Below are 15,482 nucleotides of genomic sequence, written 5' to 3'. Positions count from 1 at the left end.
AGGGGGCATTCATATGTCATTCGTAGATGATAAAAGTCGTCATGCTTTTTCAAAGGCCCAAAAGGTTATTCCTGGTGGCGTGAATTCGCCGGTAAGAGCCTTTAAATCTGTAGGGCGGGACCCTGTGTTCATTGACCGGGGGGAAGGTGCCCATATTTGGGATATCGACGGCAATCGTTACCTTGACTTTGTCGGATCTTGGGGCCCGCTGATTGTCGGGCATGCTCATCCAGACGTGGTTGCGGCGATTAAGCGGGTGGCCGAGCGAGGGACAAGTTATGGCGCTCCAACAGAGGTTGAAACGGTATTAGCGGAAGAAGTCCTAAAGGCCTATCCTTCTATGGAGATGATCCGCATGGTCAATTCCGGAACGGAAGCGACGATGAGTGCTTTGCGTCTTGCGCGGGGCGCCACGGGTAGGACAAAAATTGTTAAGTTTGAAGGGTGTTACCATGGACACTCAGACCAACTTCTAATTAAGGCGGGGAGCGGAGCTCTGACCTTTGGGGTTCCAACGTCACCAGGGGTGCCAACTCAAATCGCTGCTACCACAATTTCCGCCCAATTTAATGATCTTGAAGGGTTAAGAGAAATTTTTCAGCGGGAAGGGGAAGAGATCGCTGGTGTGATTCTGGAACCTGTCGCAGGAAATATGGGTGTTGTCTTACCAGAAGAAGGATTCTTACAGGGAGTTCGCAGCTTGACGGAAGAGTTCGGAGCATTACTGATCTTTGACGAAGTGATGACTGGATTTAGAGTTAGTTATGGAGGGGCACAGGGCTATTACGGAATCGATCCGGATTTAACCTGCTTGGGCAAAGTAATCGGCGGTGGACTTCCGGTTGGGGCATACGGAGGAAAAAGACGCTTCATGGAACAAATTTCACCAAGTGGCCCTATTTATCAAGCAGGAACCCTTTCCGGTAATCCTTTGGCTATGAATGCCGGATTAGCAACATTAAACTTGTTACAGCAACCAAGAGTCTATGAAACGTTGCAACATAACACGACTCGACTTGCTGAAGGACTAAAACAACTTGCCCAAGAAGCGGGACTTCCTATTTGGGTCAATGCTGTAGGGGCAATGTTTTCTGCCTTTTTTACAGATACTCCAGTCAAGGATTATACTAGCGCTTGCACATCGGATGTGGGGCAATTTGCCAAGTACTTCCGCGCAATGTTAGAAAAGGGTATTTACTTAGCTCCCAGTCAATTTGAGGCTGTCTTTTTATCGACGGCACATACAGAAGCAGACATTGACTACACGCTGGAACAGGCTCGAATCGTTCTGAAAACTCTCTAAAAAGCTCAATCAAAACCTTAATTTAAAGGGGTGCTTCTCCCTATGAAACCCAACCGTGTTTTAAGAGCCCTTATCTCGTTCGGTTTATTGGCTGCCTTGGTAGCGGTGCTCGTTATTTCTCAAAATCGCGATCCGTCAAACCCCCATACGTCGGTTTCTAAGGATACGTGGATTCATGGGCCTCAAGGACATGGTTACGCCGTTCAGAACAATCAGCAACCCTGGAAACAATGCTATACTTGTCACGAAAAAAAGGGACTTGGCGGAGAGGTATATTGTCAGAGTTGCCATGATCAATCGGGTGTGAAAGTAACCATTCCCAAGAAGCCTTCCTAATTTGTTTGGTATGACTACTTTCTGAATTACCTTTTCCCAGAACGCACCACATACGCCATATTGGAATAATATGGAATATAAGTTGGGTCTGGGAGGGAAGCCGTTTGAAAGCAGAGGAACGTGGTTGCTTTATTGAGCGTTTAGAACAACTGCGAGATTCTAAGGTCTTAGTCTATTTTTCCTTTACACCGCTTGATGACTCTATTTTAGTCCCCCTCTACAAACAACTAAAGGAAATTGGTCACACCCGTAAAATTGACCTTCTTCTACACAGTTATGGAGGAGCGTTGGATACACCTTATAAAGTTGTAAGGTTGATCCGAGAGTTTTGTGAAGAGTTCGCCGTAATTGTTCCCTTTGCTGCCAAATCTGCAGCTTCTATGCTTGTACTTGGAGCAGATGAAGTTGTTATGGGGCCGCTCTCCGAACTTGGACCCATTGATCCGCTTACCAAGCATCCGATCTATAAAGATATTTTGGTACCCGTTCAAGCGGTTTGGCATTGTTTGGATTATTTGCAACGATCCATGATAAATAGTTCCGACCCAGAGATTACATCATTAATCGTAACCCCACTGCTCAACAAACTTGATCCATGGCTAATTGGGGACTATGAAAAAACCATAAAGGCAACTAGGCAATATGCTGAAATGTTGTTATCGCGCTATATGCTCAAAGATGACCCAGAAAGGGTTCAGACCGTAACACAGGCTTTAACTGAGGGATACTTTTCACACGGTTACCCTATAGGTCTTTATGAGGCCAGAGAACTTGGGTTTAAAGTGACTGAAGCTCAGGGCGAATTATGGGAGGTAGTCTGGGAATTATATCTCGGATATGAAGAACTTTTCAAGGAAAAAGAAGAATAAGTGGTACGAAAAAGACTCGCTTATAGCAGTCTTTTTGAGTTTCCATAAGAAACATATTGCGTGTTGTCACTCAATGTTGTAGGATAAGTCTGTGCTTGATTTTCTTTCTTGATATGTTTAGTGTACAATAAGGGATAGGTTAGTTATTATATTGGAGGTGGACAGTTATGCTCACAACGTTTGGATTTTTAACGCCAATGACAGCAGGTATAGTTCTGGTTATTGCCTTGGTAATCTTTGGACCAGGAAAGTTACCGGAATTAGGAAAATCTCTAGGTAAAGGGATAAGAGAATTTAAAAGTGCCAGTGAAGGAGAACCAGAAAAAGAAGAAGCTAAGGCTGTAAAAATAGAAAAAGAAAAAGTTGAATAGTAAAATCCAAAAGACGAGGCCTTTGGGCCTCGTCTTTTTACTTGAGATATTTAGTGGTAATAGCCATTCTGACTATTGTAAGGGTTTGAACTTATCCTTAGCTTTTTGAACTTCTTGAGCTTGGGCATCGCTTGTAGGATACCAGCCTTTTTGGTTCATTATATTGTAAATATTTTCGTGGATACTATGTTCTTCAGTTAGGATATCTTTAAGGTTTTGCCTTAAATTTGCACAAGTTGATTCTGTAATGAACGTATTTACTGTCGAAGTACAATGTTTTTCACTTGTCAACAAATCGGTTAATATTTCTTGTTCAGACAATGTAGTTTGCATATTATTCACCTTAATTCCGTCCTTTCCAATCGTATTTATGATCTTATTGATGCGAATTCAAATAATTGAGTAGGGTATCGTAGTGTTTACGATGTTGCTGAGAAATGGAAGAAAGTTGGGAACTGACAGCTTGGTCTTGAACCGATTGTGCGGCTTGGGCGAACTTATGGACAAGTAAAGCTTCCGCTCCGAGTTGGTCATTCAAGATGGCTAAATTTCTTGCTGTTAGTTCAGGCATTGAAGTAGTCATGATCATTCTCCTCTCCGTGATTTAGTGCATACATAGAATGCCTCAGATTGATTCGAAGTATGTCTGTGAATTTATGGGAAGTAAAATGACGACATGACATCATTCTGTTGAGTAAGTTCGTAAATGGGTATAATAGAATTATTATAATGAAGGAGAAATTGATGTATGAATTCATTAATTGTCCCACCCATGAATCCAGCACGGCTTATATATCAATATGTATCAGAGGTTTTTCCTCTTGTTAAACAAGAGCTAAACCAATGGCAACGTCTGGCCGCACAGTTACCTGATGCCCGCTTAAGCCAGCAAGCCACAGAAAGTATTCGCTCAAAGGCCTTTCACTGTCAAGGCGGAAGTATTTATGCTCTTTATCCAGGTGTAAATAGGGGGGTAACCATTAAATTTATCGTTGCCTATCAAACCATGAGTGATTATCTCGATAATTTGGTCGATAGCCTTGAAGTTCAAGATGAAATGGCCTTTTCACAGTTGCATTTAGCAATGCAAGAAGCTTTGAACCCTCAAATAACCCCTTCGGATTACTATTTGCATTATCCCTATCGAGAAGATGGAGGGTACTTAGAACGGCTTGTCAAAGTTTGTCAAGATTGTCTCAGAAAATTACCTTCGTACAATATTGTTCAGGAAGAAGCCGTAAAGCTTGCTAAACTCTATTCCTCCTTACAAACTTACAAACATTTGGCTGTGGAAGAAAGAGAATCGAAGATGTTAAACTGGATCAACCCCAATTTAACCCTCTATCCGGGAATAACAACCTGGGAATTTGCTGCGGCCACTGGGTCAACCCTTGGAGTTTTTTGTCTTTATGCAGTTGCTTTCAATCCCCAACTGACCTTAAAGCAAGCACAGAAGATCAGGCAGGCCTACTTTCCGTGGATCTGTGGCCTCCATATTCTGCTGGATTATTTCATCGATCTACGCGAAGACAGGGAGACGAACCAGCTGAATTTCGTGGCGTATTATGAATCCACGGAAATACGAGATCGACTGCATTTATTCGTGAAGAATTCCTTTAAGCAGGCAGAGAAATTGGGTCATCCAAAGTTCCATCGTGCGGTTGTCCAAGGGCTTCTCGCCATGTATCTTTCTGATGAAAAGAGTATGGACACCCAAATTCGATCCGTTACGAAGCAATTGTTGGGGGAGAGTGGGTTGGGAGCCAACCTACTCTATTGGATGTGTTGCCAATTGCGCAAAAGGAAGTCTCTCTAAGAAGGAATTGGTCCCATTCTTAGTAGAATTTTCTTCTAAGTTGTACGATGCAAGATCGAATCAGCCAACCCTAAAAGAGCCGATTTATAGGGACTAGAATGGATTTCATCTAAGCAAGCTTTAGCTTTATCGATACATCTGGAGGCTGTGGCATAAGCTTGCTCCATGCACCCTGAACAAATAAGAGCCTCTCTGAGACTTTGGCTGCCCTGACGAGTTATTTTTTGCATTTTCATGATTTCACGAAGCCAGTTCCCATAAATGGGGTTATCCAAAAGATAAAGTATCGGTAGGGTGATGTTTCCATTCATTAGATCAACTCCAACAGGTTTGCCGAGCGAGCCTGCGTCTCCACTAATATCAAGTATGTCATCAGTGATTTGATAGGCATATCCGATGTTTAGCCCGTACTCCCGCATACGGCTCGTTTCGTCTAGATTGGCCCCTGCGAGGATACTACCCGATTGGCAGCAGGCTGAAAGAAGGATTCCTGTTTTCTTGGCAATCCGACTAAAATAATGTTGCATGTCCAGTGAACTTGAAAATTGCTGATCCGCTTGATTTACTTCTCCTTCACACATGGCTTGGATCGCTTCGACGAGGTATTTCATACTGGATAGTAATTGATGTGTCGAGAGAATGTTAAAGGCTTCAGCAAAGAGGTAATCTCCGGTCAAAATTGCTGCATGATTTCCATATAAGGCGCTCACTGTCGGTTTGCCACGCCGAGTGGCTGATTCATCAATAACATCGTCGTGAATTAGGGAAGCCATGTGAATGAGTTCCGCTGCTACTGCAGCTTTAATCATCGAGGGATTTAAGGGTGCAAAACACATACCACTATAAATAGTGAGAAGTGGCCGAATTCTTTTTCCACCCGCTTGTAACAAACTAACACAGGTTTGTTTAATGAGGCCATCTGCTTTATCGAGGACTAACTGTAATTGATCTTCAACAAATAGTAGTTCTGGAAATTGAAGCATAGGAATCGATGTATCCGCAGATTTATAAAGTTGTTGTAAACTCATAACATCAGCCTCTGCCCTCTATCTAAAATAAAAAAATGCTTTTTATATTATGTCATAAAGATAAAGATAGGATACCTAAATATAAAATATTTTCCAATCGATTACAGTTTCATATGCGGATTTAAGGGAGTTTGATCTGACTTCCGATGTTATAGCAAATAAAATGAGTAGGAATAATGCTTCAGGGAAATCTAAAAGTGTATAAACGAAATAAAATAGGTTCAATACAGAAAAAACAAAAAATCGGGGAGGAATATTAAAAATGGGCAACGAAAATATAAAGGAACATGCTTCTCAATTGAATCGACAGCCTTGGGAGCCAGCCGGTGTTGTAAGTGTTATTAACGATGATAAAACACCAAATTACGGTAAAGATGGTCGTAAGAATGCCAAAGGTGGAATGCTTACTTTAGAGGTCGAGGAAGTATTTCATAACAAAGGAATCATAGAAGAAACTCAAGAAGGCTAATTAATACAGTGTCAGTAGCCTCTAAAAACCAATGGGTCGCAAAAAAAGCCGGTGCCTCCTAACGAAGCAACCGGCTTTTTTTGCTAATATAACCAAGGACGGAATCGTCTGCGTAAGGGAATTGGAAAACCAAAGAAGATTGGGAACCGGCAAAATCTTGGAAATAACCTCATTGCTCTCTCTCCTTTTTTTAGAATAATATAAGATGAGAGAAAAGCTAATGTAGTATATGTAATTCAAAGGGTATTTGTACGTGGTTCGCGTGGTAGACTATACGTTGAGGTGAGAATGTTATGCCTGGAAATAGTGTGTGGAAGGACCTAATCAAACCAACGATATACGCATATATTATGGCTTGTGCAATTCCAGCTGGAATTGCAGGTGCTTATTACATATATAGTAATTATTTCTAGATCGACCAGTAGGTTTGGTCATCTTTAAGAAGGCTTGAGCCTTTTACTATTTGCTTTGTCCATAAATAAGAGCTTTAAAAATGCAATCAAAACAATGGTTAATACTCCACTCAGGAAAAACGATGTACTTGCCCCATATTTATCAGTTGTTAATCCAGCAAACAAATTTCCAATCGGAGTTGCACCTGCAAAGACTAAGGAATAGACGCTCATAACCCTTCCTCTGTACTCATCTTTGGCAGTAATCTGAAGTGTTGAATTTGCAGTTGTGCTGAACCATATGTTAAATATGCCCGTAATAACTAATAAAATTGCTGTATAATAATAGACCGTTGTGATGCTTACTAATATTAGCATTATGGAGACCATCACACCACTGCCCACCAAAACTTTGACTTTAGGACCTGATTTGCTATTGACGGAAACCATTAATGCCCCTAATAATGATCCTAATCCTAAGGCAGACATTAACAATCCATAAACCTTTTCGCCTTGATGAAGTACGTTTTTACTAAAAACCGGAATTAAGACATTAAAGTTGAATACGAAGACCCCTATTATTAATACCATCAAAATAGTCTGTAGTAATGACGGTTCACTGGCTATATATTTTAAGCCGTCCTTTATCTCTTTCAAGAGCGTATTGGAGACTTTTCTTCTTACATACGGATTCACTTTAATTTTAAATAAGCTCATTAGCACAGCCAAAAAGCTTAATCCATTTAAGAAAAAACACCAGCCAGCGCCCAAAGAGGCCATTACTATAGCACCTATGGCGGGACCAATTATTCTCGCTAAATTAAAGGTGGCAGAATTTAAGGCAATCGCGTTCATTAAATCCTCTTTGCCTGCCATCTCAATCGTGAAGGCCTGTCTTGTAGGCATATCAATTGTATTTGTAAAGCCTAAAATCAAGGCTAGAATAAGAACATAGCCATATTTTACTGTGTGGGTGAAGACCAGAGCAGATAAGGAAAATGCTAAAATCATAGAGAGAAATTGAGTGATTATTAGTATTTTTTTCTTTGGATACTTATCGATAACCACACCGGCGAATAAGGAAAAGATCGTGATCGGTAAAAATTGAACAGCTCCTAATAAACCTAAGAGTAGTGGAGAGCCAGTTAAAGAGAACACTAGCCATGTTTGCCCTATATTTTGCATCCAAGTGCCTATTAAAGAAACACATTGACCGAGCCAATAAATGCGAAAATTCACATGGATTAATGCGGGGAAACTATGTCTAACCACCCTCTGTGGATATTCAAATATCTTCATTGATAAACACCTTTTTCAATAATTATACCATATTATGAGCAATGGAAAAAATCCTGATCCTAACTTACCAAGTAACCCCTTCCAGGGACATCATATTCCTGATACAATAAGAGAATATAAATTGAAGAGGGTAAAGGATTGAAAAAAGATGAATGTCATGATTTTTACAAGTAGCCCGAATATTGATGGGTTAACAGCTGCCTGTGGCAGAGCTGCCCGAACAGGTGCAGAAGAGGCCGGTGCACAAGTGGTTATGGTGGACTTAAATAAGCAACGAATTGGTCAATGCAAGGCTTGTGGGAACGGCTGGGGTCCTTGTCGTGACAAACACGAGTGTCAAGTCCAGGATGATTTTCAAGGGTTACATGCATCTATGGCTGGGATGGATGCTTATATTTTAATAACACCAGTCTATTGGGGAGAAATGAGTGAATCCGCTAAAGCGTTTTTTGATCGCTTGCGCCGATGTGAGGCCTTGAAAAAAGATAAGAACTTATTACAGGGAAAATCTGTCATAGCTGTAGCAGCAGCAGGCGGGAGCGGTAACGGGCTAACGACTTGTCTCACCTCTATGGAGAGATTCTTAGCCCATGCCAAAGCTGAAAAATTTGACCTGATAGGGGTTACCCAAAAAAATAGAACGTACAAACTCAATACAATTTTGAACGCTGCAAGAGAGATGGTCGTCGTTTCGAATCGAAAGGGCGAGTAAATAAGTATACAGGGGTAGAAACACTGTAGTTAGTAACGATGGAAAAGTCAGCAAAAGGCCAAGAGACCGGTTGCTGACTTTTTTGCCGTTATTATCCATACGATAAATTGATTACGCCTATACCGCCTAGCTATATCAAAAATTGTAGTCTTCATCTATAATGAAAAAATAACGTTATTTTCAAGACACAATGACGTCAATTAAGTTTAATAAAGGTCAAGATAGAGTCCGAAAAAGATTAATGGGAGGTTGCCTTATGAAAAGTTTAGTGGCAGGGCTCATCAAATTTAGAACACAAGACTATGAAGAACATAAGAATTTGTTTTGTAGATTGAAGAGGCGTCAAGAACCCCATACTTTGTTCATCGCGTGTTCTGACTCGCGTGTCGTGCCAGAATTGATAACGAAATCGTTGCCAGGAGAACTGTTTGTTACAAGGAATATTGCCAATATCGTTCCGAAATATAAAGAAGCACATGAGTATGAAGCGACCACTTCAGCAACAACTGCAGCTATCGAATATGCAGTAAAGGTCTTAAAAGTAAAGAATATCATTATTTGTGGACACTCGAATTGTGGCGGTTGCTCGTCAATCTATTTGCCGGATGAGGTTCTCGATGAAATACCTGCCACCAAAAAGTGGTTAGAATTAGCTGAGAACGTGAAAACTAGAGTACTCGAAGAGCTGCCAAAAGACGATTTAGAAATGAGGGAATGGCTAACAGAGCAAGTCAATATCGTCGAACAGATTAAACATTTGTTAACGTACCCATTTATTGTTGAAAAGTATAACAACAACGAGATCGATATTATTGGTATGTATTATACGATCGAAACAGGAGAGGTTTTCATTTATAACTCCATGAAAGGAGCCTTTGAATTAGCCAACTAACGAAGAGAGTCCGATGGTTCGAAAAATCAACATTGAGAAGGCCATCTCCATTAGGAGATGGCCTTCTTGTGGTGTAGGCATTTATGCCTTCTTCTTAAAATATTCAGCGACGGCAGTGGATTGCATTTCTTCCCAGCTTTTAAATTTTGTTGTTCTATTTATAAATTCATCAAATTCAGGGTTAAGGATAGCATTGAAGTCCGCTAGACTATTAACATTATAGTTTCCAGCGTCGAGCAACTCTTTAAAGTTTGAAAATTGTGTATGAAGAGTCATGAAGGACGGTGTAAACAAATCGTTAAAGCTTACCATACCGCTGAATTGTCGATCGCTCTGTTCAATCGCCTCAGTCACTTTATCTAAATCAGTTTTCTTATCCATAGTATTCACCTCCCTTCAAGTATTGTAGCCAATTTTCAGGTCGCTATTTGTGGTTTTAAAGTTTAAAGTATTCCATTAACTGCTTCAAATCTTTGGCTAGGTCATTCAAGCTTTCTGCCGAAGCAAATAATTCCTCGACAGATGCGTTTTGTTCCTCAGCCGCTGCAGCTGTGGTCTGTGTGCTTGCTGAAGTGGCTGCAGCCTGACTTACAACATTTTGCATGCCAACTTTAATTTGTTCTCCATCTTGTTGGGCTTTCTGGACTGTGGTTTCGATGCCTTGCGCTAATCCTGCACTTTCTTCTACCGAATCAAGGATAACAGAAAATTGAGCAGAAATCTCCTTTAGGTAAGCACTTCCGTGATTAACACTCTCTACACTGGTCTTCATTCCTTGGTGGGCACTCCGGGAAACCTGCTGCATTTCTTGAACTCGCTTGGAAATATCGACTAAACTTGTTTGAACCTGCTCGGCTAGTTTGCGGACTTCTTCTGCTACAACAGCAAACCCACGGCCGTTCTCTCCGGCACGTGCGGCCTCAATCGCTGCATTTAATGCCAAGAGATTGGTTTGTTGGGCAATGCTGTCAATGATTTGTACAGTTTTAGCGATCTCTTCTGATTTCTGATCTACTTCCCCGATTACTTGGCTCAAATTGTGGACCTGACTTTCGATTTCATTCATTTGTGTCACCACTTGTCCAAGACCCTGATTCCCTTGACGTGAAAGCTCGGCGGAACGCTTAGAGGCAAGGGTGACATTTTCGGCATCATGTTCTGTCTGACTCAAGACATCGATTACCAAACTCATTCGTTCATGATTTTCTGTCATTTCCTGGGCTTGTAATTCAGCGTCAGTGGCGATAGTGGTCGCGGAGGTTGCCACTTGTTCTGCGACCTGTGCCGATTGTTCGGCACCAAGGCGCATTTCTTGCGCAGTTTGGGCCAATTGATTCGCCATCCCAACCACCCTCGTGATCGTGTCTCTTAATGAGGCACCCATCTCGCCAAAGGCCTGTTGTAGTTCTTTTCCTTCTCGGTTCCAAGGCTTCCAAGGGGCCTTCTTCTTTCGGGCAATATCCCCAGCGGCAATTTCATTAGCATTGAGCACTAAGTGATGCATCATATTGCTGAGGGCTCGGCCCAAAAACCAGCCTATGAGAATACTGACTAAGACATCGATAACAATAAGAATAACTGAAATAAGTGCGGCTTTCTTAAAGATTTGGTTTGTGGTTAAAGTACTATGTAGGTTTACATCGTTCATTTTTGTGTCAATAAGCTTTTGCAAGATATCCCCAGCTAATTGGTTTTTTGCGCCTGCAACATCATACATATTGGTCTTAGCATCATCTATCCGGCCTTCTTGGGCGTCAAAAATTGTGACTTGAGATGAGACTACATAATCATTCCAGGCAGTTTTGAACTTTTTCCAAGAAACTTCATCTTCAGACGATTTTGGAATAGCTTCGTATTTTGCCATATGCTCTACCATTGCATCTTTTTTCTGATCAACAATTTTCAAGAAATTATTCCGCTCTTCAGGAGAACGTGCACTGACCGCTAAGATGACATTTGAGCGAAAGAGTTGGGTATCTAAGTGCATTTCGGATAGTTTATTTACAGGAATAACGTCTTGTTGGTAAATCATAATTGAGTTTCCATTCATTTGATACATCCCATAAATTCCGATGGCTCCTACAATTCCAACTGCCAAAGCAAGAAATAACATTAGTGTCGTTACATGAAATCTTAGTTTCCGATTGTGCAATTTTAAAACGTTCACATCTGTCCACCCCTTAGATTTCTCAATTTCCGTCTAAATCTGTTTAAATACGTAACATTCAACACTGAAAACAGAAAATCCTGTATAGTTGGTTTACATATAGGAATTTTTTTAATCTCAGGGATTATGACGTTGAAAATCATTCCTTAGTCCAAGAATATTGGTATAATAAGTAGAAGGAGATGATCGTTTGTCGGAATTGAAGCGGACTGTTTGCCCTTATGATTGTCCTGATATGTGCAGCCTATTCGTTGAAATTGTGGGCGGTCAAGTAGTGAAGGTTACGGGTGATAGAGAGCATCCCTATACTCGAGGGACTTTATGCCCGAAAATGGTTCACTATGAACGAACGGTTCACTCTGCGCAAAGATTGACCCACCCTCTAGTGCGTGTAGGAGAAAAAGGGCAGGGACAGTTTAAACCGATTACTTGGGACGATGCAATCCAACGCATTGTCGCTCGGTGGCAAAGAATTATTTCAAACTATCAACCGGAAGCTATATTGCCTTATTCCTACGCGGGAACAATGGGTGTTGTCCAACGTAATTGCGGGGAGGGGTTTTTCCATCGGTTGGGAGCTTCTAGATTGGCCCGTACCATCTGTTCTTCGGCCAAGGGATATGGCTGGAATTCCATCATGGGAGATACTCTGGCCCCACATCCAGATGAGGTAAGGAAAAGTGATTTGGTTATCTTGTGGAGCACGAATGTCTTGGCGACAAACATTCATCTGTTACATAATGTAAAAGAAGCCAAAAAGCGTGGAGCCACCGTTTGGCTCGTGGATACCTATGAAACTCCCACCGCACAAATTGCGGATAAGGTGGTATTAGTACGGCCTGGAAGTGATGGTGCTTTAGCCCTTGGTATGATGCATATCCTAGTTCGTGAGGGCTGGATAGATCAATCTTTCATGGATAAGCATGTCCAGGGGTTTGAACAGTTTAGGGAGGATGTATTGCCCGAGTATCCACCAGATAAAGTCCATCAAATCACCGGGATTGAAGTTAGTTTGCTCGAAGAATTGGCACTTCATTACGGCAACGCCCGCGCACCCTTTATTGCTTTGGGCTCGGGGCTTTCTCGCTATGGCAACGGGGCGATGACTGTCCGAACTGTTACCAGTCTACCTGCTCTTGTTGGAGCTTGGGGAAAGCCGGGCGGTGGGTTAATAGCCAGTGTGTCTACCAAGGCTCTTCTAACGGGTCGAGTTACACACGAGGATTTCCTAAAAAAGCCAACCCGAATTGTGAATATGAATCAACTCGGTCATGCCCTGACGGAGTTATCCAATCCGCCGATCATGAGCTTATATGTCTATCACTCTAACCCAGCAGTCGTAGCCCCTGACCAAAACATGATTATCAAGGGACTAAGGCGGGAGGATCTATTTACGGTTGTTCATGAACGATTTATGACGGATACTGCCCGTTATGCAGATATAGTCTTGCCAGCAACGAGCTCATTAGAACATCCAGATATCTATCGCTCCTATGGTCATTATGGCCTCCAGAGAACAGCAGCGGTAATCCCTCCAGTAGGCGAGGCGAAATCTAACTGGGACGTTTTTAAGATGCTCGCCCAAGCCATGGGTTTCGAAGAACCTTTCTTTTCACAAAATGCGGATGAAGTTATTGATCAACTAATCGACCCACCGACCCCATGGCTAGAACGGGTTGACCTAGTAAAACTAAAAGAAGGCTATCCAGTCGAACTCACTCTGCCCGAGAACTACAAAACGACTTTTCTTACTCCATCCGGTAAAATTGAACTATATAATCCAAAAGAGGCCGAGCCATTACCGCGTTATTTTGAGCCTCATGGGGATGATGCCCCATTCTATCTGATGAGTACCCCTAGTTTATATTCGCTGAATTCTTCGTTTAATGAGCGACCCGATTTGCTGCGCAAAAAAGAATCAGTGTATCTTCAAATGAATTTTAAGGATGCCGAGCAGAAGAACTTGGAGGATGGACAAAGAGTGATAGCGTTCAACGATCGAGGTGAGGTACCATTCATCCTTAAGTTAACAACAAAAGTTCCTCAAGGAGTCGTGGTTACTGAAGGTTTGTTTTGGAACAAGGATGTGAATGAAGGCCTTTCCGTAAATGCCCTAACATCTCAACGCCTAACCGATAGGGCAGAGGGCAGCACCCTTTATGATGTCAAAGTTGATGTCCGATTGGCCTGCCATTGAGCAAGAAAATATTATTGAATGTAAATTTAGCGTCGTGAAATAATAAAGTAAAAATAAGTTTGGGTTTAAAATTGCTTAAACAGTGATTGAGATTCGGTGAGGTGAATAGTATGCCGTTACCTGAGAATAACCTGTTATTTGGGTTTGCACCTAGATTAACAGCAGAACAGCACGAATACGTTGATGCAATATTTGATTATCAATTAGTTATGGTCAATGCTAATGCGGGAACGGGTAAAACCACCCTAGCGGTTGCATGTGCTAAGATTTTCAAGAAGCCACTAACCTATATCTTTAACCCTGTACAGGAGTCAAGCATGGGATTTCGGCCTGGAACTCAATCCGAGAAGGAAAGTATTTATCATCAACCACTTATAGATGCTCTGTTAGAAATCAACGAGAATCCAACACAGTGTATTTATAACGAAGAAGTCTTGGCAAACGAAGCAATTCGCAAAAAGGTGAGTATCAAACGAGTGATGGACAGCATTTGGTGTTACCCTACTAGCCCAGTCTTTCTAAGAGGAACTAATCTTAAAGACATGACAATTATCATAGACGAATGCCAGAATTTTACGGTAACCGAGTTGCGTAAAATATTCACTCGGGTTCATGACTCATGTAAGGTCATCTGCATTGGACACTCGGGACAAATTGACATTCCTGCTGCCAAAAGTGGTTTTGTCCCGTATATGGAACATTTTAAAGGTCAACCGTATTGCAAAATTCTTACGCTGACTAAGAATTTCCGTGGAGATTTGGCAAATTGGGCAGATTCATTTCGGAATCCTTAAGAAAAGAAGAACGCTTATTCAGCGTCCTTCTTGAATGTTTCTTCTTCATTATTCCAAAACGTACCCCCTGGTTTCAAGGCGTCATTGCTTAGTACTTCCATTTCCCCTTCTTTCAGTGCGGTGTCAAAAAATTTCTCAATGGTAATACCTAATTTCGTACAAACATAATCAAGACGTTTGCGTTCTTCATCTGAGACTGGGATTACAAGATATTGGGTCTTCAAACTAAATCACCTCTAATCTAATCAATGATTCGATAAGAAAAGTAAAAAACCTGCACAGAGATAGAATATCCGCTATGATTTCTTTTCTTAATTAAATCTAAATATGTCTTTGGGCTTACAAGGAGGAAAATCTTAAGTGTTAACTCTATCAGCAAAAATTGAATTTGTAAAATTTCTTAAGGAAAAGTTCCTTGGGAAAAACTTGAAGTGCATAGAAGTAGTTTGTGTCGTAGAATGTGCTATGGATTTTGGAGTTGTAGAGAACATTGACGTAGCCGATGATAAGGTTTCAATATGGGGGGGGGAGGCAGGAGTATTTTGGATTAATTTGAATGATATTGAGAACGTTAACTATAAGCCACGTGATGAAGATGTAATTTTGCAGATCGAAGCTAAGAATGAAGTTAAAGTACAATTCAGTGTAGAATAAAGACAATATATGCATAAATTACCAGTTGGTGAAACCAACAAAAATATGTAAGATTATAGTATAATAAGTCGAAGGCATTTTTGTCTTTTTCATGTAGTCAAGTTCTTTGTCCTTCCGCTTTATACGGAAGGACCCTTTTTCGAAAATCTTGTCCCATATCTATAGACAAGACCAAGGCTATGG

The 15,482-nt window shown here is 41.3% G+C and carries 18 protein-coding genes; 11 read left to right on the top strand and 7 right to left on the bottom strand.

Features of this window, described 5'->3' with window-relative positions:
* Positions 1-13 precede the first annotated feature (13 nt).
* The 4 genes from hemL (at position 14) to tatA (ending at position 2,879) form a co-directional block, all read left to right on the top strand.
* The gene (gene hemL / locus DSOL_RS11840; protein ID WP_075365067.1) at positions 14-1,303 is read left to right on the top strand and encodes a glutamate-1-semialdehyde 2,1-aminomutase; all 1,290 of its coding nucleotides are present in this window, start codon (positions 14-16) and stop codon (positions 1,301-1,303) included.
* A 42-nt stretch (positions 1,304-1,345) separates the two neighbouring features.
* The gene (locus tag DSOL_RS11835) at positions 1,346-1,639 is read left to right on the top strand and encodes a hypothetical protein (RefSeq protein WP_075365066.1); all 294 of its coding nucleotides are present in this window, start codon (positions 1,346-1,348) and stop codon (positions 1,637-1,639) included.
* A 104-nt stretch (positions 1,640-1,743) separates the two neighbouring features.
* Positions 1,744-2,508: an SDH family Clp fold serine proteinase gene (locus tag DSOL_RS11830; RefSeq protein WP_075365065.1), complete on the top strand. Its 765-nt coding sequence runs from the start codon at positions 1,744-1,746 to the stop codon at positions 2,506-2,508.
* Between the two features lie 167 nt (positions 2,509-2,675).
* Positions 2,676-2,879, top strand: a complete 204-nt coding sequence (tatA, locus tag DSOL_RS11825) for a twin-arginine translocase TatA/TatE family subunit (RefSeq protein WP_075365064.1) — start codon at positions 2,676-2,678, stop codon at positions 2,877-2,879.
* Between the two features lie 72 nt (positions 2,880-2,951).
* Here tatA and DSOL_RS11820 read toward each other — a convergent pair whose 3' ends face one another.
* Positions 2,952-3,212 (bottom strand): spore coat protein, encoded by a 261-nt coding sequence (locus DSOL_RS11820; protein WP_083642509.1) that lies wholly within the window; start codon positions 3,210-3,212, stop codon positions 2,952-2,954.
* A gap of 43 nt (positions 3,213-3,255) precedes the next feature.
* Positions 3,256-3,462 (bottom strand): hypothetical protein, encoded by a 207-nt coding sequence (locus DSOL_RS11815; RefSeq protein WP_075365063.1) that lies wholly within the window; start codon positions 3,460-3,462, stop codon positions 3,256-3,258.
* A 165-nt stretch (positions 3,463-3,627) separates the two neighbouring features.
* Between DSOL_RS11815 and DSOL_RS11810 the strand changes: the two genes are divergently transcribed.
* Positions 3,628-4,695, top strand: a complete 1,068-nt coding sequence (locus tag DSOL_RS11810) for a tetraprenyl-beta-curcumene synthase family protein (protein WP_075365062.1) — start codon at positions 3,628-3,630, stop codon at positions 4,693-4,695.
* 35 nt (positions 4,696-4,730) lie between these two features.
* Here DSOL_RS11810 and DSOL_RS11805 read toward each other — a convergent pair whose 3' ends face one another.
* Positions 4,731-5,723, bottom strand: a complete 993-nt coding sequence (locus tag DSOL_RS11805) for a polyprenyl synthetase family protein (protein ID WP_075365061.1) — start codon at positions 5,721-5,723, stop codon at positions 4,731-4,733.
* A gap of 262 nt (positions 5,724-5,985) precedes the next feature.
* Here DSOL_RS11805 and DSOL_RS11800 point away from each other — a divergent pair, with 262 nt between their 5' ends.
* Complete coding sequence (locus tag DSOL_RS11800) at positions 5,986-6,192, top strand: hypothetical protein (RefSeq protein WP_075365060.1); 207 nt, start codon at positions 5,986-5,988, stop codon at positions 6,190-6,192.
* Between the two features lie 437 nt (positions 6,193-6,629).
* On the opposite strand, the gene DSOL_RS11795 is transcribed toward DSOL_RS11800, so the two are convergent.
* Positions 6,630-7,883: an MFS transporter gene (locus DSOL_RS11795; RefSeq protein WP_075365059.1), complete on the bottom strand. Its 1,254-nt coding sequence runs from the start codon at positions 7,881-7,883 to the stop codon at positions 6,630-6,632.
* A gap of 148 nt (positions 7,884-8,031) precedes the next feature.
* On the opposite strand from DSOL_RS11795, the gene DSOL_RS11790 reads away from it, so the two are divergent.
* A complete protein-coding gene (locus DSOL_RS11790; RefSeq protein WP_075365058.1) occupies positions 8,032-8,595 on the top strand; it encodes a flavodoxin family protein in 564 nt (187 codons plus the stop codon).
* Between the two features lie 256 nt (positions 8,596-8,851).
* Positions 8,852-9,487 (top strand): carbonic anhydrase, encoded by a 636-nt coding sequence (locus DSOL_RS11785; protein WP_075365057.1) that lies wholly within the window; start codon positions 8,852-8,854, stop codon positions 9,485-9,487.
* Between the two features lie 81 nt (positions 9,488-9,568).
* On the opposite strand, the gene DSOL_RS11780 is transcribed toward DSOL_RS11785, so the two are convergent.
* A complete protein-coding gene (locus DSOL_RS11780; RefSeq protein WP_075365056.1) occupies positions 9,569-9,868 on the bottom strand; it encodes a hypothetical protein in 300 nt (99 codons plus the stop codon).
* A gap of 55 nt (positions 9,869-9,923) precedes the next feature.
* Positions 9,924-11,654, bottom strand: a complete 1,731-nt coding sequence (locus DSOL_RS11775; protein ID WP_235838788.1) for a methyl-accepting chemotaxis protein — start codon at positions 11,652-11,654, stop codon at positions 9,924-9,926.
* A gap of 190 nt (positions 11,655-11,844) precedes the next feature.
* Between DSOL_RS11775 and DSOL_RS11770 the strand changes: the two genes are divergently transcribed.
* A complete protein-coding gene (locus tag DSOL_RS11770; RefSeq protein ID WP_075365055.1) occupies positions 11,845-13,851 on the top strand; it encodes a molybdopterin-dependent oxidoreductase in 2,007 nt (668 codons plus the stop codon).
* A 110-nt stretch (positions 13,852-13,961) separates the two neighbouring features.
* Positions 13,962-14,645 carry a PhoH family protein gene (locus tag DSOL_RS11765; protein WP_075365054.1) on the top strand — a complete coding sequence of 228 codons (684 nt, stop codon included), beginning with the start codon at positions 13,962-13,964 and terminating at the stop codon, positions 14,643-14,645.
* A gap of 14 nt (positions 14,646-14,659) precedes the next feature.
* Here the strand turns inward: DSOL_RS11765 and DSOL_RS11760 are convergent, their stop codons facing one another.
* The gene (locus DSOL_RS11760; protein ID WP_075365053.1) at positions 14,660-14,869 is read right to left on the bottom strand and encodes a hypothetical protein; all 210 of its coding nucleotides are present in this window, start codon (positions 14,867-14,869) and stop codon (positions 14,660-14,662) included.
* A 136-nt stretch (positions 14,870-15,005) separates the two neighbouring features.
* On the opposite strand from DSOL_RS11760, the gene DSOL_RS11755 reads away from it, so the two are divergent.
* Entirely contained in the window at positions 15,006-15,299 is a 294-nt protein-coding gene (locus DSOL_RS11755; protein WP_075365052.1) for a hypothetical protein, read from the top strand.
* Positions 15,300-15,482 lie beyond the last annotated feature (183 nt).

This window comes from Desulfosporosinus metallidurans (assembly GCF_001936615.1).
Lineage (GTDB): Bacteria > Bacillota > Desulfitobacteriia > Desulfitobacteriales > Desulfitobacteriaceae > Desulfosporosinus > Desulfosporosinus metallidurans.
This window is presented reverse-complemented; position numbering and strand designations above follow the sequence as displayed.